Raw genomic sequence first — 25473 nt, forward strand, 5'->3', positions numbered from 1 at the left:
GGATGCCGGCCGCGGGTGCGCGGGCTCATGACGTCGGGGTCGGCGTCGGTGCTGGTTCCGGCGCCGGTTCGGCCTGCCAGGGAGCCCCCGGCACCACCAGCGGCGACCCCGTCACCGGGTCCGGGACGATCACCGCGTCCAGGCCGAAGACCTCGTGCACGAGGTCGGCCGTGACGATGTCCTCCGGACGGCCCTCGGCGACGATCCGGCCCGCCTTCATGGCGACCAGGTGGTCCGCGTAACGGGCGGCCTGGTTGAGGTCGTGGAGCACGGTGACGACGGTCCGGCCGCGGGTGCCGTCCGCCGCCGGGGCGGTGAGCCGGCGCACCAGGTCCAGGACCTCCACCTGGTGCGCGATGTCGAGGTACGTGGTCGGCTCGTCGAGCAGCAGCAGATCGGTCTCCTGGGCGAGCGCCATCGCGATCCAGACCCGTTGGCGCTGCCCGCCGGACAGCTCGTCCACCGACCGGTCGCCGAGCGCGGAGACGTTCGTGCGCTCCATCGCCTCCGTCACCGCCCGCTCGTCCTCGTCCGACCACTGCTGCCACCAGTGCTGGTGCGGCTGCCGGCCGCGGGCGACGAGGTCGGAGACGGTGATCGCCTCCGGCGCCACCGGGGTCTGCGGCAGCAGCCCGATCGACTGGGCGATCTTCCGCGTGGGGATCTTCGACAGCTCGGTGCCGTCGAGGAGCACCGACCCGCCGCGCGGCTTGAGCAGCCGGCCCAGCGCGCGCAGGGTGGTCGACTTGCCGCAGGCGTTCGGGCCGACGATGACGGTGACCCGCCCGTCCGGCACGGTGAGGTCCAGCTCGTGGACGACGGTGCGGTCCTCGTACGAGAGCGTCAGCCCCCGCGCGGCGAGCCGGCCGGTCGGGCCGCTGGACGTGCCATTGGACGTGTCATCGGACGTGCTGCCGGACACGCCATCGGACGTGGTGCCGGACGTACGGGTCGAACTCATGCGGTGCCTCCATTGCCGCGACCGCCGCCCCGTCCGCGGACGATCAGCCAGATCAGGTACGGGGCGCCGACCGCCGCCGTCAGGACGCCCACCGGCAGTTCGGTGGGCGAGAAGAGCTTGCGCGCGAGCAGGTCCGCGAGCACCACGATCACCGCGCCGAGCAGTGCCGAGCACAGCAGCGGGATCTGCGCGGTGCGGGTCATCCGGCGGGCGATCTGCGGGGCGAGCAGCGCCACGAAGTCGACCGGCCCGGCCGTGCCGGTCGCCACGGACGCCAGGACCACACCGATGGCGACGAGCCCGAGCCGCACCTGCCCGAGCCGCACCCCGAGCGCGGTCGCGGTGTCGTCGTCCAGCGAGACGGTGCGCTGCGCGCGGGCGGCCCACAGCACGGCGGGCAGCAGGAGCAGCAGCGTCCAGGCGAGCGGCACGGCCTGGTCCCAGCCCCGGCCGTTGAGCGAGCCGGTCATCCAGATCTTGGCCTGCTGGGCGACCAGGTAGTCGCCCTTCGTCAGGAACAGGGTGGTGACCGACCGCAGCGCGATCGCGAAGCCGATGCCGATGAGGACGAAGCGGGCCGCGTGCAGGCCGCCGCGCCAGGCGAAGACGTACACGAGCGCCGCCGCGGCCACCCCGCCGATGACGGACAGGTACGGCAGGACGGTGTACGAGGTGATGCCGAAGGTCATCGCGCCGACCGTGAGCGCGCCGGCGCCCTGGCTGATGCCGATGATGTCGGGGCTCGCGAGGGGGTTGCGGGCGACGGTCTGGATCAGCGCACCGGCGATCCCGAACGCCATGCCGACCAGCAGCCCCGTGACCATCCGCGGCAGCCGCAGCGTGCCGACGACCAGCTCGTCCGGGGACGGCTGCCCCAGGATCACCTTCACGACCTCGCCGGGTGCCACGAAGCTCTCGCCGACGCAGAGGTACGCGACACCGACCGCGGCCAGCAGGACGGCCAGGGCGGCGGCGACCAGGGCCGCCCGGCGGTGCAGCAGGAACCGGCCCCGCGCCCCGATCCGTACGACCCCGTACCCGGCGGGCCGCACCCGCACCGCCGCCTTCACGGCCTGTGCCCCGGAGGTTACGGCCGTTTTCGTCCCGGTACTCATGCGGGCACCGCCTTCCGGCGTACCAGGGCGACCAGGAACGGAACGCCGATCAGGGCCGTCATCACGCCCGCCGGCACCTCGCTCGGCGGGAACAGGACGCGGCCGACGACATCGGAGACGAGCAGCATCACGGGCCCGATCAGCGTGGCCATCGGCAGCACCCAGCGGTGGTCGGAGCCGACGACCGCGCGGGCGATGTGCGGGACGGCGAGCCCGATGAACGCGATCGGCCCGGCCGCCGCGACACCGGCACCGGTCAGCACCGTGGCCCCGATGCCGCCGACGATCCGTACCGTGGCGACCTTCTGCCCCAGGCCCTTCGCCAGGTCCTCGCCGAGCGCCAGCGCGTCGAGCCCGCGTGCCACGGACAGTACGAGGACCGTCCCGAGCAGCATGAACGGCCAGATCTGCTGGGCGACGTCGGCCTCCCGCCCGCCGAGCGAGCCGACCTGCCAGAAGCGGAACTCGTCCAGCGCGGACGCGTTGGTCGTCAGCACCGCCGAGATCACCGAGACCAGCAGTGCGTTGATCGCGGCGCCGCCCAGGGCGAGCTTCACGGGGGTGGCGCCCCCGCGCCCGCTCGACGCGATGGCGTACACGGCGACGGAGGCGACCGCCGCCCCCACGAACCCGAACCACACGTATCCGGTCAGGGTGTGGACACCGGCGTACGCGATGGCCAGCACCACACCCACCGATGCGCCCTGGCTGATGCCGAGGATGCCGGGGTCGGCGATGGGGTTGCGGGTGATGCCCTGGAGCACCGTGCCCGCGAGGGCCAGTGCGGCGCCGACCATCAGCCCGATCAGGGTGCGCGGCACCCGTAGGTTCCGGACGACTTCGGCATTGTCGGAGTGCCCGCCGTTCAGCAGGGCGTCGAACACCTCGGACGGGGGTATGGAACGGGCCCCCACGGCGAGGCTGAGGAGTATCGCCACCAGCAGCGCCGCGACGGCCGCCGCCGTCGCGAGTGCGCGTCTGGAGCGGCGTGGTGCGGCGGCTGACATCGGACCCAATCGAGAGCGAAGCAAAGTTAGGCTTGGCTAAGTCTAAGCACCGTCGATTTCGAGCCATAGCCCCCTACCCGGGATACACGCGACGTTCCGACCCCGGCCCGGACGCCGCCCCGTCCCGAACCGGTCACCGACCCCGTCCCGAACCGGACGCCACCCCGTCCTGTCGTTGTCCCCGCCCCCGCCCCGCGACAATGGATGCCATGCCTTCGCACCCCTTGACGGTCGGCTTCGACCTCGACATGACGCTCATCGACACCCGGCCCGGAATCAAGGCCGCCTACCTGGCGCTCTCCGCCGAGACGGGGACGCCGATCGACGCGGACCTGGTGGTGAGCAGGCTCGGCCCGCCGGTCGACGAGGAACTGCGGAACTGGTTCCCGGCCGACGTGGTGGCCGCCACCGCCGACCGCTACCGGGAGATCTACCCCGCACACGCCATCACCCCGAGCCACGCCCTGCCGGGAGCCCGGGAGTCGGTTGCGGCGATACGCGCCCGGGGCGGCCGGGCGATCGTTGTCACGGCCAAGCACCGGCCGAACGCGGAACTCCACATGAAGCACCTCGGCATCGAACCCGACGCGGTCATCGGCGGCCTGTGGGCCGAGGCCAAGGGCCACGCGCTGCGCGAGCACGCGGCCGACATCTACGTGGGCGACCACACCGGCGACGTACGCGGCGCCCGCACGGCCGGCGCCCTGTCGGTCGCGGTCACCACGGGCCCGTGCGGCGCGGACGAGCTCCGGGAGGCGGGGGCGGACGTCGTCCTGTCGTCCCTGACGGAGTTCCCGGCCTGGCTGGAGGGGTACGCGGCGTAGCCCCGCCGACGCAGACCCGCCGGCAGGGTGCGTCTCGTCGCGGGTTTCGCCGGCGGTGCCAAGCCGGGCCACCGGCCCGAGTCGGATTACCGGCATCGCGAAGGCTGCCATCGTCCTTCACCGCACCGCACCGCACCGCACCGCACTTCACCGCACCTCGACGCGAGGCTGGAGAAGGCTCACTCGTTCAGGTCGAGAAGACTCACTTGGCCCACCCCGGGCGCGTACCCACTGCCCCTACACGCCCCTCCCGTGACTGATCGTCAGTTACTACCTTCGAGGTTCCGCCGATCGCCGAGCGGACACCTCCACGGTGCTCGCGAAATCAAGCAGGAGGAATCATGGGGAAATTCGGCAAGCGGGTAAGGCTCCTCGCGGGCGCGGCGACAGCGACGGCGTTCGCCGCCGCACTCATCGCGCCCACCTCGGCATCCGCCGCCCCTGATGCCTGGCAGTGCACGCCCGGGACGTTCTGCGCCTACAGCGGTGCCAACGGAACGGGCAGCGTCTGCGGGTGGACGTACGAGGATCCCGACTGGCTGAACGGTTCGAGCGTGTGCAAGTGGGCCAAGGGGACCAGGGTGAAGTCCGTGTTCAACGCGGGCAACTCCGGGAAGTCGGTCTCGGCGTACACCAAGACCGGCCTCGGGGGCACGAAGGTGTTCTGTCTGGGGAAGGGGCAGAAGAAGAACCTCGCCGGTGCGGGCACCTACCTGCGTTCTCACACCTGGAAGTGCTGAAACGGGGGCGGGGCCACCCGGGACGGCGCCGACGCGCGGATGGCGGCGCGGCACGTCGTCCCGGGTGACCGCACCGTCTCAGGGCCTGCACAGCAGACGGTGCGACTCGTGCGGAGTTCACCGCGTCCGGCCGTCCCGCTCAGTCCAGTCCTGGCAGTGGCGCGGGGCGGCCGGAAGGCGCTCATGCGCGGCCGGTGTGGGCCTCGATGGCGTCGTGGAGCACGGGCCAGAGTTCGCGGGGGCGGTCGTGGCCCATGTCGGGGATCAGCAGGAGCTCCGCCCCGGGTACGAGAGCCGCAGTGCGTTCCCCGCCGCTGGGATCGATCAGCGTGTCGTCCAGGCCGTGGATCACCAGGGTCGGAACCCGGAGCTCCCGGAGCGCGGATGCGCGTGAACCGCTGAGGATCATCGCCCCGAGCTGACGCCCGGCTCCGGCCGGGCAGTACGCGCGGTCGTAGCTCTGGGCGGCCAGCTCACGAAGGGCCGCAGGATCGCCGTAGCGCCTGGAGGCCCAGACCAGGTCCTGCTCCGCCGCCGCGACGTACCCCTCGCGGTCCGTCGGCTTCGGACCGGAGATCACCGCCCGGGCCTCGGGGCTGGACCGGCCGTACTCGGGTTCGCCGGTCGTGGACATCATCGACGTCAGGGTCAGCACCTGGTCCGGCCGGGCGATGGCCATCAGCTGCGCGAGCATGCCGCCCATCGAGGACCCGACCACATGGGCCCGCTCGATCCCGAGCGCCGTGAGCAGGCCGAGACCGTCGTCGGCCATGTCCTGGAGCGTGTAGGGAACCATCGCGAGGGCGGCCGGAACGTCTCCCGAGCTCACGGCGGCGATGAGTTGGCCCGTCTCGACGGGATGACCGTCGAACTTGGTGGAGAGCCCGCAGGCGCGGTTGTCGTACCGGATCACGTAGCGGCCACGCCCGGCGAGCGCGCAGCAGAAGTCCTTGTGCCAGGCGATCATTTGGGCGCCGGAACCCGCCACGAGCAGGACGGGCGGATCGGCGGGGTCACCGAAGGTCTCGTATGCGATGGACACCTCGGGCGAGACTTCAACAATCGGCATGCCCGCAGTTTCCCCGCATCCGCTGCCGGGACACATCCGGATTGCCGCCCGTGCCCGCCCCGGGACGATCACCGCGACCCGGGGCGGGCACGGGCAGGGGCCGGATCAGCCCTGCCGTGCGTACGAGACGAAGGCCGCCCAGGCGTCGGGCGCGACATCGAGGTGCGGTCCCGGGACGTTCTTGGAGTCACGGACGTGGACGGCGGTGGGGCAGGTCGCGACCTCGATGTACTCGCCGCCCTCGCCGTCGCTGTAGCTGCTCTTGAACCAGTGGCGCCGCTGGGCGAACAGGGCGCGTGCGTAGCCCTCGGTCTGGAGCAGGCCGGGGCTCGCCTGGTTGCTGTAGTAGTGCAGCGCCACCGCGCCCGACTCCATTTGGGCGAAGTCGCGGAACCAGCCCGGGTGCCGGGTCCACGCCTTCGCCAGGGCTTCTCGAGCGTGCGCAGTATGGATCCGGGCCGGTGATAGTCGTCGTCGGAATTCCACTCGTCGCGAACCCGCTCCCTCCCTGCGTCCGGCCCTTCCGGGTGGTCGAGCAGTTGCAGGATTTCCGCGTTGTCGTGGCGGGTGATTCCCATCCAGAAGCCCACTGTCAGCCCCTTCGACGTAGAGGCGTCGAGTCGGCAACCGTCGCGGCTCCTGTGCGCGCCACGGACTCACCTGCCTGTTCCGTCTACCGGGCGCCATTCACGTAGTCGTTGATCTGCCGCAGGCGTTGCCAGGCGGTGGCGGGGTCGGTGCCGTCGCCGAGCGTGTAGTGCAGGGCAGGCCGGGTGGCCGGACCGAGTCGAGAGGGCGCGGCGTCGCAGAGGGCCCTGCGGGCGTGGTCGAGCCCGAGTTCGGTGACGGCGTCGGGGCCGAGGGTGAAGGTGAGGGGGACCGGGGGCGGCTCGTGGTGGGCGGGGACGGCCAGGTCGGCGCGTGCGGTGCGCAGTTGGCCGATCATGGTGGCGAGGTTGTGCCGGGCGGACAGTGCCTCGGCCAGCTCGGCGAGGGTGTCCGCTGCGGCATCGGCGTCGTGGCCGATGAGCAGCGTGATGTGCTCCTCGACACCGGCCTCGGTGTGGACCGTGCGCGTGGTGGCGATCGCGGGGCGGTCGGGGGCGCCGACGGCTACGGTCCAGGTGGGCAGGGACCGTTGAGCGCGGGTGCGGGACAGGTCGGTGAGCTGGCGGGGTGACCACGGCACGTTGACGGGTTCGGCGGTGGACCATCCGGCGGGCGGGGCTCCGGTGAGTGTGCGCCAGGCCTGCTCCAGGGCGCCGCCCAGGAGGAGGTGTTCGTCGGCGGGGTGGACCGTACGGATGGAGAGCAGCAACTGCTGTTCGCCTTCGGTGCCGGGTCGGGGCCGGAAGGTGTCCGCGATCTGGGGGCTGTCCCCGACGGCAGGCGCGAATCGCTCGCCGTTCCAGTGCAATACGGCTCCGGAGAGGCCGTCGTAGTAGCCGCACTCGGGATCGTGTACGACCCAGCGGGAGGGCAGCCCGTCCAGCAGTGTGCGGGCGGGGAAGGTGAGCCGGGTGCCGGGCGGGGTGACGATCTGCAGCTCGCGCCCGGTGCGGGCCGCGTTGCTTACGATGTCGGTCAGCCAGGTCGTGGCGGCGATCACGGGGCGGCCCTGGATGACGACGGCGGCCTCGTCGGTGAGCAGGTCGACGCCCATGGGGGTCGCCTCCACGACGGCGTCGGCGAGACCGGTCACGACATCGGTGTGCCCGGCCTCGGGCGGCCAGACGGTGCCCCCGTGCACGGCGTTCAGCCGCCCGGCGACGGAACCGGCCAGCCGTGCGGCCCCCTCCACCGTGCTGGTCGCCCGTGCCTCGGTCCACCACACGGGCGACTCCGCGCGCACGTCGGGCCCGAGCAACCGCGCCACCTCGCCCGGCACCTGGACGTACCGGGGCGCCTCGACCGACACCAACGCCTGCCCGCCGGCTGTGCACAACTGAACGACGGACCCACCGCCCGCCTCCCCCACCCGCAGATCCGGTCCGCCGGCGTGCAGCCCGGCCAACAGCGTCCTGGTGTCCGGCATCTGCGGGGTGAGGGCTATGACGTCCTGGGTCATGTGCTGCTCCTGAAGTGCCGGAATGCGTCATCCCTCTTCGCTGGCTTGAGATGCCAAACGCAGCGTGAGTTCTGCACTGGCGAGCATCCTCGTGACCTCGATGGGAAGATTTTTGAACTCGGCCATCACGACATCTGCAGGGTCGAGTTTGCGATTCTCCCCATCGCGATCTTCCGCTTCGATGACATAGCGATAACCGCGAGCTGTAGTTGAGTCATCGACTACTGTCCAGCGGGCGCCGTGTTTTTGGATCAGGAAATCTGACACATATGACATCAGGTCACTGTGCAGTGTTGCCCAGTCCGATTGGTCGAACTGGTCGAGAGGGAGGCGTGACACGTAATTCTGCAGGGCTGGAATCAGACTCAGTGGATCCCTGGTGTACGTGGTTGGAGGAACTCCTAGCATGTCAGCGACATCGATGACCGTCTGGCGTCCCTCTTCGGACCATCGCTCGAGATCAGGTTCCGGAGTACCCGCCCTTACCATTTCTGACACCTTCCGCTGTAACTGGCACCTATTTGGGGGCAGGGCCGTATTCGACAAAAATGATGCGCGCCTGGATGAGATAATTCCGGAGAGCCTCGGATGGAGGTGCATCCATGAATACCCACCGCGGGTCATAACCCGGGTTCATCCGTCGCAGTGTGAGATCTTTATTGATTTGCTCTATCATGCCCTTCAGAGGCACTGCGCCCTTTACTCTCTGGCTCGTTCCATCAGAGAGTCTAACGGTTCGGAACTCCAGATAGTGCTTGATTTCAACGGCCAAAGTGCGGCCATCCGGCAAATCCACGGGCACGTCTACTTTACGGCCACGCGGGGCCTCTACAGGATAGTAGGGGTGATCATGGGTCGGAACGGGGTAGTGCCGCTCGGGACCGCCACCGAACATCTCTCGGCCTATCTCTTCCGCCATGGTGAAGCGGTGGCGCCATCCGCGCAGGGCACGCAGCTGGCGCAGAGACAGCTGAGCCTCCCCGGGAGGCAGGGCCGGGCGCGTGAAGTCGGGCTCGCCGACTGCTTCGCCGCCACCGTGTTGCCCCACATCGTGGGACGCTCGCGCTGAATCGGCGACAGCCGGTTCTCCGTCTTGCTCATCCGGTTCATGCGTGTCTTCGCGAGCATTGTCATGCTCGTGCGCCGACTCGTGACGGCTGCTCGCATCAGCTTCGCCTGATCCGTCAGTGCTGTCCGAGCCGCGCCCGGCCCGGCCTTCTGCGTGCGTGTCCCCGGAGTGAGCCTCGTGACTCTGAGTCGGTCCCCTGTCGGGTGAGGCAGCCCCGCCCGCACCGTGCGTGGCTGCGGTTCCGCCGTCCGGGACATCACGCTCGCCCCCACCACGCGTGTCGCCGCTGGCTCCTGCCGAGCTGTTCTCCGCCGTGCGGGCGCCGCCTTCGCCTGTCCGGGCACCCGCACCAACCAGCTCGCGGTCGTTGAGTTCGGCGCCAACTGTCCGTTCGCCTGCTGCGGGCTCACGCGGCACCGGGGCGGTGGTGGGTGTGCCGTCCCGGTTGAGCGGGATGAAGTTGCCGTCCCTGTCGATCCGGTAGCGGCGGTCGAGGTCGAGGGTGCTGTCGGGGAACCGGGACTTCGGCAGTTGGAGGTGGTCGCTGACGTTGGCCAGGACCTGGGAGACCTTGGGCAGGTCCGAAAGCGCCTTGGCGGCCCTGAACGTGCCGGAGAGCGGGTCGAGGGCGTCGCCGATCTTCGCCATGCTGCCGGCCGCCTTCGCGAGCGTGCCGCCCTTGCCGAGCCTGGACGCGACGGCGAGGGGGCCGGCGGCGAGGGTGAGCAGGTTGAAGGAGACCGTGGCGTGGGCGCGGGCCGGGTCCTCCTCCTGCATGTCGTACGCGATGAACTGCTTGCCGAACTCCTTCGCGTACGCCTTGCTGTCACGCTGCCAGTCGGAGAGGTGCTCGCCCTGCCCGAACAGGTCCATGCCGTAGGCGTAGCCGCCGACGGCGGTGCGGCGCAGACCGTCCCAGGCCTGGTCGCGGGCCTTGCCGCCGTGGAAGCCGATCAGGGTGCCCAGGCCGTCGATGCCGCCCCAGATGCTGTCCTTGACCAAGCCGTCCCACGCCCAGCTCTTGGCCCCGTGCGCCCACCACTCCAGGCTCCAGCGTTCGTAGGTGCGCCCCTCCGGGCTGCCCCACGGCAGGTCCTTCATCCCCTTGAGCGCGCCTGCCTTCTGGCCGTACATGCCGAGCCCGTGGGTGCCGTCGTCCACGATCCACGCTGGGCGGCAGACACCCGGGCTGAGTGCGTTGATCTTGTTGGCCGCGTTGCGTTCGGCTTCCTGGAAGCCCGCGCGCGCCGCCTCCACACCGTCCATCAACGCCTGGTGCGCGTCGGTCTTCTTCTCGTCCTCGGTCCAGTCGTCATCGCCCCGGACAGTGGCGACGAAATCGATCGCGTCCAGCTTCAGTTGTTTGAGCCGGTCGGCGTGCGGCTTGGCCTCGACGATGAACGTGTCCAGGGCGTCGGCCAGCGCTTCGATGTCCCCGGCGAACTCCTCGGCCGTGTCCATGACCGGCCGGGTCGACGAGAACAGCTGCTCCGCCTCCGGGGCCTTGTAGTACGCGGCCGTCGCCTGGAAGCGGGCATGGACGTCCTTCCCGCCGCTCCGGATGCCCGTGGCGTGCGCAGACCGGACACGGCCTTCTCCAACTGGCCGAAGTCGCCCGTGTACTGGGGTATCCCGCCCGGCTTGATCACGGCCGCTGCTCCCCGCCCCGGCGGCCGGGTTTCTCCCCGACGGCTCTGATCTCGGCAGGGGTCGGGGCCTTCGCCGCCTCGCGCTGGGCCCGGGCGGCCATGGCCAGGTCGCCCTCGATGTACTCGGTGGTGGCCTCGACCGTGCCGTCCATCGACTTCTTCGTACGGGCGGTCATGAACCTGATCTGCTTCTGGGTGTCGGCGATGAAGTTCACCACCGCGGCGCCCACCGGCCCCGCCGGTGCCTCGCCGCAGTACGGGCCGCTGATCGTCCCCGCCCACAGTGCGGCGTCCTCCACGCTCTCGCCGTAACCCTTGACGCCCTTGCTCAGGTCCTCGGCGGCCAGTCCCACCAACGACAGAATGGATTCCACCCCGCTGGGCCTGATGTCCCACCCCGTCACGCCAACCCCCTGCGTCCCCCGGCCGATACGTTTCGTCAACTGCGCCCGGCAGCACGCACGCCACCGGCGACAGGATCTTCATCCGTATCAAGGGGATCGTCGCAGTTGCAACGCATTTCAAGCCGAATGTGTGTTGCGGTGGATGCGCGGTGTCATTTGGCCGGGGTGGTGGGGTGAGCTTTGTGGGGGCGGGTGGCCGGTGGTGTTTGCGGTCGGGAAAGAGATGTCGCGCTGTGCGCTATCGCTTCGCCGAGCCCGCCCGGGCCGACCGGATCACGCCCGCGGCGGCGATCAGGAAGCCGACGCCCATCAGCATGCACAGCGACCAGGCGATGGACGGCAGCGGGCGGGTGCCGAGGAACAGAGGGGCCACCGTGACCAGTGTGGACAGTGCGCCGATGAAGAAGACGATCGCGCCGATCCGGACCAGCCGGTCGCCCGCGCCAGAAGGTGTAGTACTCACCCCGCCAGGGTAGTTCCCGAGGGCGGCGAACCACCCCGGGGCCACCGGCGCGCGAAGCAGGCGCCGTTTCCGGACAGCAGTCCGGATGACCAGGCTTGACGAGGGGTGCTCCTCCTGTGGAGGCTGCTGCCAGCAGGGGAGCACCACCACTGGATAGCCTGACCTGCTGAGGCTTGTTCCGGCACACGGGTTGAGATGGGGTGCGTGCTTTGCCGACTGGCAAGGTCAAGTGGTTCAACAGCGAGAAGGGCTTCGGCTTCCTCTCCCGCGACGACGGCGGCGACGTCTTCGTGCACTCCTCCGTGCTGCCCGACGGTGTCGATGCCCTCAAGCCGGGCCAGCGCGTCGAATTCGGCGTCGTCGCGGGCCAGCGCGGGGACCAGGCGCTCTCGGTGGCGGTCCTGGACCCGACCCCGTCCGTCGCGGCCGCGCAGCGCCGCAAGCCGGACGAGCTCGCGTCCATCGTGCAGGACCTGACCACCCTGCTGGAGAACATCACGCCGATGCTGGAGCGCGGCCGCTACCCCGACAAGGCGGCGGGCAAGAAGATCGGCGGCCTGCTGCGTGCGGTCGCCGACCAGCTCGACGTCTGACCAGTTCGGCGTCCGACCGGCTCGACGTCTGAGCGGCGGTCGGCGACGGCCGCCCGGCGGCCGGATGTCGGACGGCCGGGTGTCAGACGAACGACAGCGCGTCCGGGCCGAGGGGCGGTACCAGCCCCTCGGCCGCCGCGCGGGTCAGCAGGCCGCGGATCGCCGCGTAGCCGTCCTCGCCGAGGTCGGCCGTGAACTCGTTGACGTACAGCCCGATGTGCTGGTCCGCCACGGCCGGGTCCATCTCCTGGGCGTGCTCCAGCACGTAGGGCCGGGACGCCTCCGGGTCGTCCCAGGCCGCCCGTACCGAGGCGCGCACCGAGTCGGCGAGCAGCTTCAGGGTGGCGGCGCCCAGCGACCGCTTGGCGATGATCGCGCCGAGCGGGATCGGCAGACCGGTCGTGTCCTCCCAGTGCCGGCCCATGTCCGCGAGGCTGTGCAGCCCGTAGTTCCGGTACGTGAAGCGGGCCTCGTGGATGACGAGACCGGCGTCCACCTTCCCGTCGCGCACGGCGGGCATGATCTCGTCGAACGGCATCACGACGATCTCGCCGACCCCGCCCGGCACCTTCTCCGCGGCCCACAGCCGGAACAGCAGGTACGCGGTGGAGCGCTCGCTCGGCACGGCGACGGTCTTCCCCGTCAGGTCGCCGTCCGCGCCCTCCCGGGTGAGGACGAGCGGCCCGCAGCCCCGGCCGAGCGCCCCGCCGCACGGCAGCAGCGCGTACTCGTCGAGCACCCAGGGCAGCACCGCGTACGAGACCTTGAGGACGTCGAGCTCGCCGCGCTCGGCCATCCCGTTGGTGAGGTCGATGTCCGCGAAGGTGACGTCGAGGGCGGGCGCGCCGGGGACCCTGCCGTGGGCCCAGGCGTCGAAGACGAAGGTGTCGTTGGGGCAGGGCGAGAAGGCGATCCGCAGCGGGTCAGGAATCGTTTCGGTCATGGTGGATCCAACCTTCCAGTACGGGTGCGATCTTCCCGAACGCGTCGGTGAGCGCGGTCAGCGCGTCGCCGATGCGCCAGGCGTCCCGGTCGCGCGGGCCGACGGCGTTCGAGACGGCCCTGATCTCCAGGACGGGCACGCCGGCCATTTCGGCGGCCTCCGCGACCCCGAAGCCCTCCATGGCCTCGGCGGCGGCCCCCGGATGCGCGGCGAGCAGGGCGGCGGCGCGTTCGGCGCTGCCGGTCACGGTGGAGACGGTGAGGATCTCGCCGGTGACCGCACCGGTGGCGGCGGCCACGGCCCGTACCAGCGACCGGGGCGGGAAGTGCAGGACCCGGCCGAAGCCGAGCCCGGTGACGGGCACGAAGCCCTCCGGGGTCTCGGCGCCCAGGTCGGCCGCGCCGATGCGGTCGGCCACGACGAGGGAGCCGACCGGTGCGGCCCCGGCGAACCCGCCGCCGATGCCGGCCGAGATCACCAGGTCGTAGCGGCCCGGGGCCAGCCCGAAGGCGGCCGAGGCCGCCGCGGCGGCCGGTCCGGCGCCGCCCGCGAGGACGTCGAAGGGGCCCGCGCGATGGATCTCCGCGCCCCGGACGTGGCACACCGATGCCCCGGACCGGTCCCCGAACGCGCGCGTGACCGCGTCCCGTTCTGCCGGGACAGCGGTCACGACGAGCACGTGCACGAAGGAGTCCTCCGAGGTCAGGAGGGGTTTATGGGGCGAGCGGCGGGAGGGCGGGCGGGGTGGGCCGTGCCGGGCACGGCCCGGGGTCAGGAGGTCTTCTTCAGCTCGAAGTGCCAGATGCCCGTGAGCTTCTTGCCCTTGGTCTCCACGATGCTGATCTGCGTCTTGTTCGCGGTCTCGCCGGTCTGGCTGGAGAAGAAGGCGCTGCCCGGGATCGACCGGTAGGTCTTCTTGTACGGCTCCTGCTCGGCCTGCTGGCCGTTGATGAACAGGGTCCAGCCGTTCTCGGCGATCTCGGGGTCGACGCCGAAGCGGACCTTGTCGTCCATCGCGACCTCGACGGACTTCTCCGCCTTCTTGTTGAGGCAGCCCTTGACGTCGTCGGGCTTGAGGGCCTCGCCGTCGTTGTAGCAGGCGGCCTCGGCACTCACCGAGTTGCTGCCGACCGTCACGGTCGCGAGCGGCGTCGGCTTGTCGCATGCGGAGAGGACGAGGAGTCCCGCGGAAACGGCACCAAGAGCGACGCCGATTCGACGGCCCTTACCGGAGAAGAACGCAACGGTCATGAGCCGAAGGCTATCGGTCGCCCCGGCTCACGCCACGCGGGGGTGCGGCGAGCCGCGTCGTGCGGTGCTCAGCAGGCCCCGTACGGAGGTGGCGGCGCCGAGGGCGAGGATGCCCGCGGCGACCGACATGCCCAGTACGCCGTTGAGGGGGAGGGAGATGCCGATGCCGCCGCCGACCACCCAGGCCATCTGGAGCGCGGTCTCGGACCGGGCGAACGCGGAGGCGCGCACCTCCTCGGGGACGTCGCGCTGGATCATCGCGTCCAGCGACAGCTTCGACAGGGCCAAGGTGAAGCCCGCGGTGGCGCTGAGCGCGGCGACCATGACCGTGCCGAAGAACAGCGCGGCGAGCACCGCCATGCCCAGGGCCAGGGACAGCATCGCCACGACGATCACCTCGGGGCCGCGGCTGCGCAGCCAGGAGCCGACCACGGTGCCCAGGGCGTTCCCGGCCCCGGCCGCCACGCCCGCGATGCCGAGCGAGACGGCGGCGCTCTGCCCGGCGAGCGGGTGCTCGCGCAGCAGGAACGCCAGGAAGAAGATCAGGAAGCCGGAGAGCGCGCGGTGCGCGGCGTTGGCCTGGAGGCCGTGCAGCACGGACGGCCCCACGGACCGCAGCCCCGGCCGCCGCTCCCCGTTCCGCTCCCCCCGCTCACCGCGCCGCGCCCACCGGGAACGTTTCCCACCGGCCCCCTTCCCGCCGTTCCGTCCCGGGAGGCCCGGGGTGCTCAGGGAGACCGCCACCCCGTGCGGCGGCACCAGCCGGGCCTTCCGCTCGCCCTTCGCGGAGTCGACCTCGTGCGGCAGCGTGAAGGCGAGGACGGTCCCGCCGACGAAGACCGCGCACGCCCCGTACAGCGGCCAGGCGGGCCCGGCCATCTGGAGCCCCGCCCCGATCGGGGCGGCGACACCGGTGGCCAGGAGCCCGGCCAGGGTGACCCGGGAGTTGGCCTTCACGAGGGAGAAGCGCGGCGGCAGCAGGCGCGGCACGACGGCGCTGCGCACCACCCCGTACGCCTTCGAGCAGACCAGTACGCCCAGCGCGGCCGGATACAGCTCCAGGCCGCCGGTGGCGACCGCGCCCGACATGGTCAGCGCGAGCACCGCGCGGGTCAGCATCGAGGCCGCCATCGCGGCGCGGCGGCCGTGCGGCAGCCGGTCCAGGAGCGGGCCGATCACGGGGGCGAGGAGCACGAAGGGCGCCATGGTGATGGCGAGGTAGAGGGCGACCCGGCCGCGGGCCTCGTCCGTCGGTACCGCGAAGAACACCGTGGAGGCGAGCGCGACCGTGATCATCACGTCGCCCGCGCCGTTCACCGCGTGCAGTTCGATGAGTTTGCCGAGCCCGGACTCGCCCGCGCCGTGGGCGTGCGTCGCCTTCCGGATGCCCCGCGCGGTGCCGGTGAACGGCGCGTGGAGGGCATGACCGATCACCCGGCCCGTCCTGCGGAGCGGGCCCGGCCCCTCGTGCGACCTGGCGGCAGCCACCCCGTCATAGTGCCCCAGCCCCGGTGGCGGCGAACCGGCATCGGCGCGGGGCGCGGCGCACTCCGCCCTGTCGGGCCAGCGGCCCGTGCCGGTCGGGCGCGCCCGGCGCGACCCGGATCCACCGGCGGATCACGAATCCCCAAAGTTGCCCCGGGCCGCCCGGAGCCGCCTCCGGGCCTCCCCGGAACGGCCCGCGCACGGGGTGCGCCCCGGGGCGCGGCACGGGTCGTGACCCGGAGCACGGCGCAGGACGTGGCACGGAGCGCGGCATCGGACACGGCACCGGATACGACCTTGTTTGGGACGGCAGGTGGGCGGGGGGCGAGAGAGGGGGTAGCGTGCGTAGCGCGCCACCGGCGGTTGACCTCGGCCGCGCGCCTCTCGGCGATCCCGCAGAATGGATGGCAGAAGGTGCGCCCGGGGCAGGCAGCAACGGGTGTGGACGTCGACGCGGCCCCCAGGTCCGCTCCGCCCGCATCCGTCATGGCCGGGACCGATGGATGTGCAGGCGCGCTCGTGAGACTGGCGTAGGAGAGAAGCGAGACCTGTGAGTGCTGCGACGACGCGAAGCCGTACGGCCCGTACCCCCGCCCTCGACCGGCTGTGCGTCGAGGCGGTCGACCTCGCCCGCGCGGCGGCCGAGGAAGCGGCCGCGCCGGGGGTAGTCGGCGAGCATGTGGGCGTGATCTCCGAGGGGGACCGGGTCGTCACGCACTTCTTCGAGTGCAAGGAGCCCGGCTACCGGGGCTGGCGCTGGGCGGTGACCGTCGCCCGTGCCTCCCGTGCGAAGAAGGTCACCCTCGACGAAACGGTGCTGCTGCCGGGCGGCGACGCGCTGCTCGCCCCGGAGTGGGTGCCGTGGAGCGAGCGGCTGCGCCCCGGTGACATGGGGCCCGGGGACCTGCTGCCCACCGAGGCGGACGACATCCGCCTGGAGCCCGGCTACACCGGCGAGGAGGAGCCGCCGCCGAACTCCGTGGTCTCCGAGGTGTCGCACGAGATGGCGGACCTCGTCGACGCGGAGGACGCGGAACTGACGACGCGCCCCGCGACGCCGAGCCGGGGTTCGATCGCCGCGGTCGCGGAGGAGCTCGGCATGCGGCGGGCGCGGGTGCTGTCCCGGTACGGGCTGCACACGGCGGCCGACCGCTGGGACGAGGCGTTCGGGGCGAAGACGCCGATGGCGCAGGCGGCCCCCGCCTCGTGCGTGACCTGCGCGTTCCTGGTGCCGCTCGCCGGTTCGCTGAAGCAGGCGTTCGGGGTGTGCGCGAACGAGTTCGGCCCGGCGGACGGGCACGTGGTGTCGCTGTCGTACGGCTGCGGCGGGCACTCGGAGGCGGCGGTGATGCCGAAGCCGCCGAAGCCGGCGCCGCACGCCCTGGACACGATGCAGGTGGACGAGTACCCGCTGCGGCCGGCCCGCGACTCCGGCTCGGTCCCGGCCGAGGCGGACGCGCCGACGGAGGACCTCGGCCACTCGTAGGCGGTGGCCGGGGGCGGGGCGGCTTCCCGCGGGGCTTCCCACTGGGTTTCCCACGGCGCGGTTCGGCACGGGACGGTTCGCCACGGCGCGGTTTTCCGTGCTGCGGTTTCTCGCGGTGCGGTTCGTCATGGTGTGGTTTCCGTGCTGCGGTTTCCTGCGGCGCGGTTTGTCATGGTGTGGTTTCCGTGCTGCGGTTTCCTGCGGCGCGGTTTGTCAGGGCGTGGTTTCCTGCGGTGCGGTTCGCCACGGTGCGGTTTCCTGCGGCTGCGGGGTGCTCCGGTGGACCGGCTGCCGTCCTCGATCGCCGGACGGGTTCGTTCCCGCCGCCTGCCCGGCGGTTCGCCGTCATGGGCCCGAACCGGCCGATGCGCTGTTCGACGGCACCCGCCCGACGAGAGGACCCGGTACCTTCGGGCGCACACTTGGCGGCACGGGCAACGCGTAACCGGAAAGAGCGGAGTCAGAGCGTGAGCATGAATGCGACCGAAGGGGCCGATCCGTTCGGGACCGCACGGCTGCGCCGCGGGGTGCTCGACGCCTGGGGCGCCGGCCCCGCCAGGTTCCGCGAGGACGCCAACGCCGAGGAGGACCTCGCGCTCGGCGGTTACCGCGACCGCCTCGTCGTCGAGCTGGCCCAGAACGCCGCCGACGCCGCCGCCCGCGCCCGGGTCCCCGGCCGGCTCCGCCTCACCCTGCACCCGGCGACCGCCGACACCCCCGCGATCCTCGCCGCCGCCAACACCGGCGCGCCCCTCGACGCCACCGGCGTGGAGTCCCTCTCCACCCTGCGCGCCTCCGCCAAGCGCGAGGGCCACGAGGGGGCCGTCGGCAGGTTCGGCGTCGGGTTCGCCGCCGTGCTCGCGGTGAGCGACGAGCCCGCCGTGATCGGTCGGCACGGCGGCGTCCGCTGGTCCCTCGCCGAGGCCCGCGACCTCGCCGCGCGCGCGGCCGCCGCCAGCCCCGGCCTCGGCGACGAACTCCGCCGCCGCGACGGCCACGTACCCCTGCTGCGGCTCCCGCTGCCCGCCGAGGGCACCGCACCCGAGGGCTACGACACCGTCGTGGTCCTCCCGCTGCGCGACGGCGGCGCCGAGGACCTCGTCGTCAGACTGCTCGACGCGGCCGACGACGCGCTGCTCCTCACCCTGCGCGGCCTCGACGAGATCGTGATCGAGACCCCGGACACCGTACGGACGCTGCGCCGCTCGCAGCACGGCCCGTACATCCACGTCGAGGACTCCGCGCACGGCACGACCCGCTGGCGCACCGTCACCCACCACGGCGCCGTCGCACCGGAACTCCTCGCCGACCGGCCCCGCGAGGAACGACTGCGCCCGCACTGGTCGGTGACCTGGGCGGTCCCGGTGGACACGGAGGGCGCCCCGGCACGCCCCCGCACCGCCCCCGTCGTCCACGCGCCGACCCCCACCGACGAGCCCCTCGGCATCCCCGCTTTGTTCATCGCGTCGCTGCCGCTCGACACCAGCCGCCGCCACTTCGCGCCGGGACCGCTCACAGACTTCCTGGTGCAGCGCGCCGCCGACGCGTACGCCGAACTGCTCGCGGGCTGGCAGCCGGTGTCCGTCGACACCATCGACCTCGTACCGGGACCGCTCGGCAAGGGCGAACTGGACGGCGCCCTGCGCGGCGCGATCCTGGAACGGCTGCCGCGCGTCGCGTTCCTGGCCCCCGCCGTCCCGCGCGACCCCACCGCCGACGCGGGCCGCTGGGACGGCTGGGAGGAGCGGGGGGACGCCGTGGAGGACCCCGCGGCCACCGCCGCGCTGCGCCCCATCGAGGCCGAGGTCCTGGAAGGGGCCGGTGCCGAGACCGTACGGGTGCTCGCCGAGGTCCTGCCGTGTCTGCTGCCCGCCGGGCTGGAACGCCGCAGCGAACTGCGCACGCTCTCCATCGCCCGGGTCCCGCTGACCGAGGCGATCGACCGGCTGGCCGGTCTGGAGCGCCGGCCCCGCTGGTGGCGGCGGCTCTACGACAGCCTGTCCGGCATCGACCCGGACCGCCTCTCCGGCCTGCCCGTACCGCTGGCCGGAACCCCCGGGGAGGCGGAAGCCGAGGCGCCGGAGACGGACGAGGCGGCGGAGACCGGGACGGGCGGGGCGGCGGAGGCCGGTCCCGTGCCCGTGCCCCGCACCACGATCGGCCCCCGCCAGGTCCTCCTCCCGCTCCCGGACGCGCTCACGGGCCCGGTCCTGGAACGCCTCGCCCGGCTCGGGCTGAAGGTCGCCCACCCGGACGCCGCCCACCCGCTGCTGGAGAAGCTGGGCGCCCTGCCCGCCACCCCGCGCGCCGTGCTGACGACCCCGCAGGTGCGGGCCGCCGTCGCCGGATCACTGGACGCGGGCGAGATCTGGGACGAGGACGCGCTGGACGCCGACGAACTCGCCGAGACCGTCCTCACCCTCGTACGGGCCGCCGAACTGGCCCCCGGCGACGAGCCCTGGCTCGGCGCGCTCGCCCTGCCCGACGAGGACGGCGAACCGGCCCCGGCCGGGGAACTCGTGCTGCCGGACAGCCCCTTCGCGTCCGTCATGCGGGAGGGCGAACTGGCCTTGGTCGACCGGGAGTTGGCCGACCGCTGGGGCGAGCAGCCGCTCACCGCCTGCGGCGTGCTGGCCACGTTCGCCCTCGTGCGGGCCACCGACGTCGTCCTGGACCCGGACGAACTGGAGCCGCGCGACGGCGACTTCGCCGAACCCGACGACGCCGGTCTGCTCGACGCCGTCGACGTGTGGTGCGAGGACGTCCTCGACCAGCTGCCCGACACGCCCGTACCGCCGGTCGCCACCGAAATCGTCGCCGTCCGCGACCTCGATCTCGTCGACGACGACGCCTGGCCGCAGGCGCTCGCCCTGCTCGCGCAGCCGCCGCTGCGGGACGCCCTGACCCAGCCGGTGCGGGTGCTGCTCCCCGACGGCACCACCCGGTCCGTGCGCCCGTACACCGCCTGGTGGCTGCGCGACCACCCGGTGCTCGACGGCCGGCGCCCCGCCGGGCTGCGCGCCGCGGGCGGCGACCCGCGGCTGGCCGGGCTGTACGACTCCGCCGACGCGACCGGCTTCGACGACGCCCAGGTGCTGCGCGCCCTCGGGGTGCGGACGTCCGTGGCCGCGCTGCTCGACGAGCCGGGCGGCGCCGCCGAACTCCTGGGCCGGCTCGCGGACGAGGAGCGCCCGGTCGACCCCGGGCAACTGCACTCCCTGTACACGGCCCTGGCCGATCTCGACCCCGAACAGGTCACGCTGCCCGACGAGTTGCGGGCCGTGGTGGACGGCGATGTGCGGGTCGTGGACGCGGCGGACGCCGTGATCGCGGACGCCCCCGACCTGCTGCCGCTCGCCGCCGGGCTCCCGCTCCTGCCGGTCGCCCCGACGCGCGCGGCCGAACTCGCCGAGCTGTTCCAGGTGCGGCGGCTCGGCGACAGCGTCGAGGCGGAGGTGACGACGGAGGGCGAGGAGCACCGCGTACCGGAATCGGTGCGGGTCCTGCTCGGGGCGGGCACGCCGGACGTGTACGTCGAGCACGGCGAGCTGCGCGCGGGCGGGGTCGAACTGGACTGGCACCGCACCCCCGACGGGGTCGTGCACGCCGCCACGCTGGAGGGCGTCGCGGCGGGGCTGGCCTGGGCGGCGGGACAGTGGCCGCGCCGCTTCGAGGTGGCGGCGCTGCTGGAGGACCCGTCCCGCACGGAGGAACTGGCCCGGGACCGCTGGTTCGACTGACGTCCGGGCAGCTTCTGTTGACGGCCGGTCACGGAGGCCGGAGCACCGATGGTCTGATCTTCGCAAGAAATTCAACTCGGTGTACAACCCTTCACATGTGTTGCTGGTCTGGTCTGTCGAGTCAGCAGACTCACAGACCGAACCAGCTCCGCCCGGAGCACTTCACGTGCCCGCGGAGCTCTTTCTCCACTGGGGAAATACATGCGTATTCGCGCCACTGTCGCTGCCGTTTCCGGCGCGCTGGCCCTGTCTGCTCTGGCTGTTCCGGTTGCCCAGGCGGGCGACCACTCCACGTCGATCTCGAACAAGCCGACCTCGGGTGCCGAGGCCTTCGGCATCACCGCCCGGGGCGCCGCGAAGGCCGCCGCGGCCACCGCCGCCGCCACCGCGGAACCCGTCATCTCCAAGGTCGTCGTCAACGGCGGCAAGGACATCGTCCTGGGCACCACCGCCACGAAGACGGTCTCCGTCTCGGTCACGGCCTCGCACGCGACCGGTGTCATCGACACCTACGCCGTCCTGTGGCACGGCACGGACCTGAGCTCCGTGGACACCATCGACGGCGCCATCCTGCCGAACGAGGAGGTGGCGAAGTGCACCAAGGTCAACGCGACCACCTCGACCTGCAAGATGACGTTCACGATCGACCCGCGCTACGACCTGTACAAGAACTCGCTGGCCGGCACCTGGCGCGTCGCCGCGGGCGCGCTCGCCGGTAACCAGAGCGACGTCGCCTTCACCGACTACTACGGCAAGGCGAGGGTGCAGCGGCTGTCGAAGCTGACGGTCAACGCCGCGCCGGAGCCGGTGAAGAAGGGCAAGACGATCACGGTCACCGGCAAGCTCTCGCGGGCCAACTGGGAGGACCACAAGTACCACGGCTACACCGGCCAGGCGGTGAAGCTGCAGTTCCGCAAGAAGAACAGCTCGACGTACAGCACCGTCAAGACGATCAAGACGAACAGCACCGGCAACCTGAAGACCACGGTCAAGGCCTCGGTCGACGGTTACTGGCGCTACAGCTTCGCCGGTACGTCCACCACCCCGGCCGTCACCACCGCGGGCGACTTCGTCGACGTGAAGTAGTCCCACGCTCCGGAGCGGGGCCGACCGGCCGCCTCCGTGGCCACATGTGAACAGCGGGGTCCCTGCCGGGGCCCCGCTGTTCGCGCCTCAGCCCCTGCGTTCCCCTGCGTTCCCCTGCGTTCCCCTGCGTTCCCGTGAGTCCCCACGTGTCCCCGTCCGGCCCCGTGCGTTCCCGTCCGGCCCCTCCCCGGGGCCTTCTTCACGGAGAAGCCCATGCGCATACCTGTCATCGCCACTACCACCGCCGTCGCGGTCTCCGGCGCCCTGATCCTGTCCGCCCTCGCCGTTCCGGCTGCGTGGGCGGCGACGGCCGGTCCCGAAGCCGCCGATCCGGGCGGGCCCGGTCCGGTCGTCTCCGAGGTCGTCGTCAACGGCGGCAAGGACATCGTCCTGGGGACGACGGCGCCGAGGACCGTCACCGTCTCGGTCACCGCCTCGCACCCCTCCGGCATCGGGACCGGCTGGCTGATGCTGTGGCACGGCAAGGACCAGGAGGAGGGGCTGGAGGCCGTACTGCTGCCGAACGAGGACGCGGCGACCTGCCGGGCCGCGAGCGCCACCACCAGCACCTGCTCCCTCACGATCACGGTCGACCCCCGGGTCGACCTGCCGAAGAACTCGCTGGCGGGCACCTGGCACGTCCTCGCGGGCGCGCGGGCGAAGGACGGCTCCCTGACCTCCAGTGACTTCTTCACCACGGCGAGGGTGCAGCGGCTGTCGAAGCTGACGGTCGACGCCGCGCCGGAGCCGGTGAAGAAGGGCAGGACGATCACGGTCACCGGCAAGCTCTCGCGGGCCAACTGGGAGGACCACAAGTACCACGGCTACACCGGCCAGGCGGTGAAGCTGCAGTTCCGCAAGAAGAACAGCTCGACGTACAGCACCGTCAAGACGATCAGGACGAACAGCACCGGCAACCTGAAGACCACGGTCAAGGCCTCGGTCGACGGTTACTGGCGCTACGGCTTCGCCGGTACGTCCACCACCCCGGCCGTCACCACCGCGGGCGACTTCGTCGACGTGAAGTGACAACGAGGGGGCGGCGCCCCGGGCGCCGCCCCGCTCGTCCCCGTACCGGCGTCAGGCCGGGAAGCGCCTGCCGACCAGGCGCCAGGTGTACTCCAGGACGACCGCGGCCACCACCGAGATCCCCACCGCCGCCCACGGCATCGTCGTCCCCACCAGCTTCAGCGCGAAGAACTCCTGCAGCCACGGCACCGCCAGCACGATCAGGAACGCCAGCCCCATCGCCGCCACCAGACAGATCCGCCACCAGGTGTACGGGCGGGCGATGATCGCCAGGACCCACATCGAGACCAGGAACAGCGTGAGCGTGGCCGCGCTGGTCTCCGCCTCCAGGGCGCCGGCACCGGTGTAGTGGCTCCGGGCGATCAGGTACGTCGTGAAGGTGGCGGCCGCCGCGACGACGCCCGAGGGGATCGCGTACCGCATGACCCGGCGCACGAAGTGCGGATGCGCCCGTTCCTTGTTCGGGGCGAGGGCCAGGAAGAACGCCGGGACGCCGATCGTCAGCGTCGACAGCAGGGTCAGGTGGCGCGGCAGGAACGGGTAGTCGACCTGGGTGCAGACCACCAGGATCGCCAGCAGCACCGAGTAGACGGTCTTGGTCAGGAACAGGGTGGCGACCCGGGTGATGTTGCCGATCACCCGGCGGCCCTCGGCGACGACGGACGGCAGCGTCGCGAAGCTGTTGTTCAGCAGCACGATCTGGGCGACGGCCCGGGTCGCCTCGGAGCCCGAACCCATGGAGACGCCGATGTCGGCGTCCTTCAGCGCCAGCACGTCGTTGACGCCGTCGCCGGTCATGGCGACGGTGTGGCCGCGGGACTGGAGGGCGGCGACCATGTCCCGCTTCTGTTGCGGGGTGACCCGGCCGAAGACCGCGTTCTCCTCCATGGCCGTGGCCATCTCGTCGGGGTCGGTGGGCAGCCGGCGGGCGTCCAGGGTGTGCTCGGCGCCCGGCAGGCCCAGCTTCCCGGCGACCGCGCCGACCGAGACCGCGTTGTCGCCCGAGATGACCTTCGTGGCGACCCGCTGTTCCGCGAAGTAGGCCAGGGTCTCCTCGGCGTCGGGCCGCAGCCGCTGCTCCAGGACGACCAGCGCGCTCGGCACGGCCCCCTCGGGGGCGTCGCTCCCCTCGACCCCGCCCCGCGCGCGGGACAGCAGCAGCACCCGCAGGCCCTGCTCGTTGAGCTGCTCGATCTCGGCGAGCGCCGGGTGCTGTTCGGGCAGCAGCACGTCGGGGGCGCCGAGCAGCCAGGACGACTCCCGGCCGCCGCCCTCGTCGAACGCGGCGCCGCTGTACTTGCGGGCCGAGGAGAACGGCAGCGTCTGTGTGCACCGCCACCGCTCGCCGTCCGGGTAGGCGTCGGCGATGGCCTGCAGGCTGGCGTTGGGCCGGGGGTCGGACGAGCCGAGGGCGCCCAGGACGCGTTCCAGGTAGGCCCGGTCCGCGTCGCCGAGGGTGCGGACCTCGCTGACGTCCATGCCGCCCTCGGTGAGGGTGCCGGTCTTGTCCAGGCAGACGACGTCGACCCGGGCCAACCCCTCGATGGCGGGCAGCTCCTGCACCAGGCACTGCTTGCGGCCGAGCCGTACCACCCCGATCGCGAAGGCGACCGAGGTGAGCAGCACGAGCCCCTCCGGGATCATCGGCACGATGCCGCCGACGGTCCGGGCGATCGACCCCTTGAAGTCGTTGTCCTTGACGACGAGCTGGCTGATCACCAGGCCGATCGCGGTCGGCACCATCATCCAGGTGACGTACTTCAGGATCGTGGAGATGCCGCTGCGCAGCTCGGACTGGACGAGGGTGAAGCGGGACGCCTCCTCGGCGAGCTGGGCGGCGTAGGCCTCGCGGCCGACCTTGGTGGCGGTGAAGGCGCCGCCGCCCGCGACGACGAAGCTGCCGGACATCACCGGGTCGCCGGGGTGTTTCAGCACCGGGTCGGCCTCGCCGGTCAGCAGCGACTCGTCGACCTCCAGGCCGTCGGCCTCGGCGACCGTGCCGTCCACCACGACCTTGTCGCCGGGGCCCAGCTCCACGAGGTCGCCGAGGACGATCTCGGAGGTGGAGATCTCGGCGGCGACCCCGTCGCGCCGCACCGTGGGTTTGGCCTCGCCGATGACCGCGAGGCTGTCCAGGGTCTTCTTGGCCCGCCACTCCTGGATGATGCCGATGCCGGTGTTGGCGACGATCACGAAGCCGAAGAGGCTGTCCTGGATCGGCGCGACGAACAGCATGATCGCCCAGAGCACGCCGATGATCAGGTTGAACCGGGTGAAGACGTTGGCGCGGACGATCTCGCTCAGCGAGCGGGACGAGCGGACCGGTACGTCGTTGACCTCGCCGCGGGCGATCCGTTCGGCCACCTCGGCGGCCGTCAGACCGCGGGTGTTCACGGCCGGGCCGGGAAGGTCCATCGGGTGGACCGGATCGAGCTCGGCCCCGGCGTCGATCATCGCCGGACTGGTGGAGCCGGTGGGACCGGCGAGGCCG

General features: G+C 71.9%; 22 protein-coding genes and 1 pseudogene. 7 read left to right on the plus strand and 16 right to left on the minus strand.

The window, feature by feature from the left end:
• Positions 1 to 25 precede the first annotated feature (25 nt).
• From OCT49_RS19475 to OCT49_RS19485, 3 genes are read right to left on the minus strand one after another with little or no spacing between them, the layout of a single operon-like run.
• Positions 26 to 961, minus strand: coding sequence for an ABC transporter ATP-binding protein (locus OCT49_RS19475; RefSeq protein ID WP_283853133.1), 936 nt, complete (start codon positions 959 to 961; stop codon positions 26 to 28).
• A complete protein-coding gene (locus OCT49_RS19480) occupies positions 958 to 2076 on the minus strand; it encodes a FecCD family ABC transporter permease (protein WP_283853134.1) in 1119 nt (372 codons plus the stop codon). The genes OCT49_RS19475 and OCT49_RS19480 overlap by 4 nt, the downstream gene beginning before the upstream one ends.
• Entirely contained in the window at positions 2073 to 3083 is a 1011-nt protein-coding gene (locus tag OCT49_RS19485; RefSeq protein ID WP_283853135.1) for a FecCD family ABC transporter permease, read from the minus strand. The genes OCT49_RS19480 and OCT49_RS19485 overlap by 4 nt, the downstream gene beginning before the upstream one ends.
• A gap of 200 nt (positions 3084 to 3283) precedes the next feature.
• Here OCT49_RS19485 and OCT49_RS19490 point away from each other — a divergent pair, with 200 nt between their 5' ends.
• Positions 3284 to 3907 carry an HAD family hydrolase gene (locus tag OCT49_RS19490; RefSeq protein ID WP_283853136.1) on the plus strand — a complete coding sequence of 208 codons (624 nt, stop codon included), beginning with the start codon at positions 3284 to 3286 and terminating at the stop codon, positions 3905 to 3907.
• Between the two features lie 341 nt (positions 3908 to 4248).
• Positions 4249 to 4647 (plus strand): peptidase inhibitor family I36 protein, encoded by a 399-nt coding sequence (locus OCT49_RS19495; protein WP_283853137.1) that lies wholly within the window; start codon positions 4249 to 4251, stop codon positions 4645 to 4647.
• Positions 4648 to 4828: 181 nt separating this feature from the next.
• Here the strand turns inward: OCT49_RS19495 and OCT49_RS19500 are convergent, their stop codons facing one another.
• From OCT49_RS19500 to OCT49_RS19530, 8 genes and pseudogenes are all read right to left on the minus strand, one after another.
• On the minus strand, positions 4829 to 5716 hold the full coding sequence (locus OCT49_RS19500) for an alpha/beta fold hydrolase (RefSeq protein WP_283853138.1): 888 nt from the start codon (positions 5714 to 5716) through the stop codon (positions 4829 to 4831).
• Positions 5717 to 5821: 105 nt separating this feature from the next.
• A complete protein-coding gene (locus OCT49_RS19505; RefSeq protein WP_283855859.1) occupies positions 5822 to 6007 on the minus strand; it encodes a DUF397 domain-containing protein in 186 nt (61 codons plus the stop codon).
• Positions 5999 to 6403: pseudogene (locus OCT49_RS40125) on the minus strand (Scr1 family TA system antitoxin-like transcriptional regulator); the annotation flags it as partial. The gene OCT49_RS19505 and the pseudogene OCT49_RS40125, both read right to left, overlap by 9 nt.
• Entirely contained in the window at positions 6390 to 7784 is a 1395-nt protein-coding gene (locus OCT49_RS19510; RefSeq protein ID WP_283853139.1) for a DUF6177 family protein, read from the minus strand. The gene OCT49_RS19510 and the pseudogene OCT49_RS40125, both read right to left, overlap by 14 nt.
• A gap of 27 nt (positions 7785 to 7811) precedes the next feature.
• On the minus strand, positions 7812 to 8060 hold the full coding sequence (locus tag OCT49_RS19515; RefSeq protein ID WP_283853140.1) for a hypothetical protein: 249 nt from the start codon (positions 8058 to 8060) through the stop codon (positions 7812 to 7814).
• A 241-nt stretch (positions 8061 to 8301) separates the two neighbouring features.
• Entirely contained in the window at positions 8302 to 10314 is a 2013-nt protein-coding gene (locus OCT49_RS19520) for a hypothetical protein (RefSeq protein WP_283853141.1), read from the minus strand.
• Between the two features lie 184 nt (positions 10315 to 10498).
• Positions 10499 to 10906 (minus strand): DUF6507 family protein, encoded by a 408-nt coding sequence (locus OCT49_RS19525; RefSeq protein ID WP_283853142.1) that lies wholly within the window; start codon positions 10904 to 10906, stop codon positions 10499 to 10501.
• 238 nt (positions 10907 to 11144) lie between these two features.
• Entirely contained in the window at positions 11145 to 11369 is a 225-nt protein-coding gene (locus OCT49_RS19530) for a hypothetical protein (protein WP_283853143.1), read from the minus strand.
• 209 nt (positions 11370 to 11578) lie between these two features.
• Between OCT49_RS19530 and OCT49_RS19535 the strand changes: the two genes are divergently transcribed.
• Positions 11579 to 11962 carry a cold-shock protein gene (locus OCT49_RS19535; RefSeq protein ID WP_093540351.1) on the plus strand — a complete coding sequence of 128 codons (384 nt, stop codon included), beginning with the start codon at positions 11579 to 11581 and terminating at the stop codon, positions 11960 to 11962.
• An 82-nt stretch (positions 11963 to 12044) separates the two neighbouring features.
• On the opposite strand, the gene OCT49_RS19540 is transcribed toward OCT49_RS19535, so the two are convergent.
• The 4 genes from OCT49_RS19540 to OCT49_RS19555 all read right to left on the minus strand — a co-directional run bounded on the left by OCT49_RS19540 (position 12045) and on the right by OCT49_RS19555 (position 15644).
• Positions 12045 to 12905 (minus strand): 1,4-dihydroxy-6-naphtoate synthase, encoded by an 861-nt coding sequence (locus tag OCT49_RS19540; RefSeq protein WP_283853144.1) that lies wholly within the window; start codon positions 12903 to 12905, stop codon positions 12045 to 12047.
• Positions 12886 to 13590, minus strand: a complete 705-nt coding sequence (locus tag OCT49_RS19545; RefSeq protein ID WP_283853145.1) for a futalosine hydrolase — start codon at positions 13588 to 13590, stop codon at positions 12886 to 12888. Before OCT49_RS19545 ends, OCT49_RS19540 begins: the two co-directional genes overlap by 20 nt.
• A gap of 86 nt (positions 13591 to 13676) precedes the next feature.
• A complete protein-coding gene (locus OCT49_RS19550; RefSeq protein WP_283853146.1) occupies positions 13677 to 14156 on the minus strand; it encodes a DUF2771 domain-containing protein in 480 nt (159 codons plus the stop codon).
• A gap of 27 nt (positions 14157 to 14183) precedes the next feature.
• Positions 14184 to 15644: an MFS transporter gene (locus OCT49_RS19555; protein ID WP_283853147.1), complete on the minus strand. Its 1461-nt coding sequence runs from the start codon at positions 15642 to 15644 to the stop codon at positions 14184 to 14186.
• Between the two features lie 547 nt (positions 15645 to 16191).
• Here OCT49_RS19555 and OCT49_RS19560 point away from each other — a divergent pair.
• The 4 genes from OCT49_RS19560 to OCT49_RS19575 all read left to right on the plus strand — a co-directional run bounded on the left by OCT49_RS19560 (position 16192) and on the right by OCT49_RS19575 (position 22982).
• Positions 16192 to 17127, plus strand: coding sequence for a DUF3027 domain-containing protein (locus tag OCT49_RS19560; RefSeq protein WP_283853148.1), 936 nt, complete (start codon positions 16192 to 16194; stop codon positions 17125 to 17127).
• Positions 17128 to 17600: 473 nt separating this feature from the next.
• Positions 17601 to 20867, plus strand: coding sequence for a sacsin N-terminal ATP-binding-like domain-containing protein (locus OCT49_RS19565; RefSeq protein WP_283855860.1), 3267 nt, complete (start codon positions 17601 to 17603; stop codon positions 20865 to 20867).
• A 201-nt stretch (positions 20868 to 21068) separates the two neighbouring features.
• Complete coding sequence (locus OCT49_RS19570) at positions 21069 to 21953, plus strand: calcium-binding protein (protein ID WP_283853149.1); 885 nt, start codon at positions 21069 to 21071, stop codon at positions 21951 to 21953.
• A 213-nt stretch (positions 21954 to 22166) separates the two neighbouring features.
• Positions 22167 to 22982 (plus strand): DUF5707 domain-containing protein, encoded by an 816-nt coding sequence (locus tag OCT49_RS19575; RefSeq protein WP_283853150.1) that lies wholly within the window; start codon positions 22167 to 22169, stop codon positions 22980 to 22982.
• Between the two features lie 51 nt (positions 22983 to 23033).
• Here the strand turns inward: OCT49_RS19575 and OCT49_RS19580 are convergent, their stop codons facing one another.
• Positions 23034 to 25436 carry a cation-translocating P-type ATPase gene (locus OCT49_RS19580; protein WP_391724427.1) on the minus strand — a complete coding sequence of 801 codons (2403 nt, stop codon included), beginning with the start codon at positions 25434 to 25436 and terminating at the stop codon, positions 23034 to 23036.
• Between the last annotated feature and the right edge of the window lie 37 nt (positions 25437 to 25473).

Source organism: Streptomyces sp. ML-6, assembly GCF_030116705.1.
Taxonomy (GTDB): domain Bacteria; phylum Actinomycetota; class Actinomycetes; order Streptomycetales; family Streptomycetaceae; genus Streptomyces.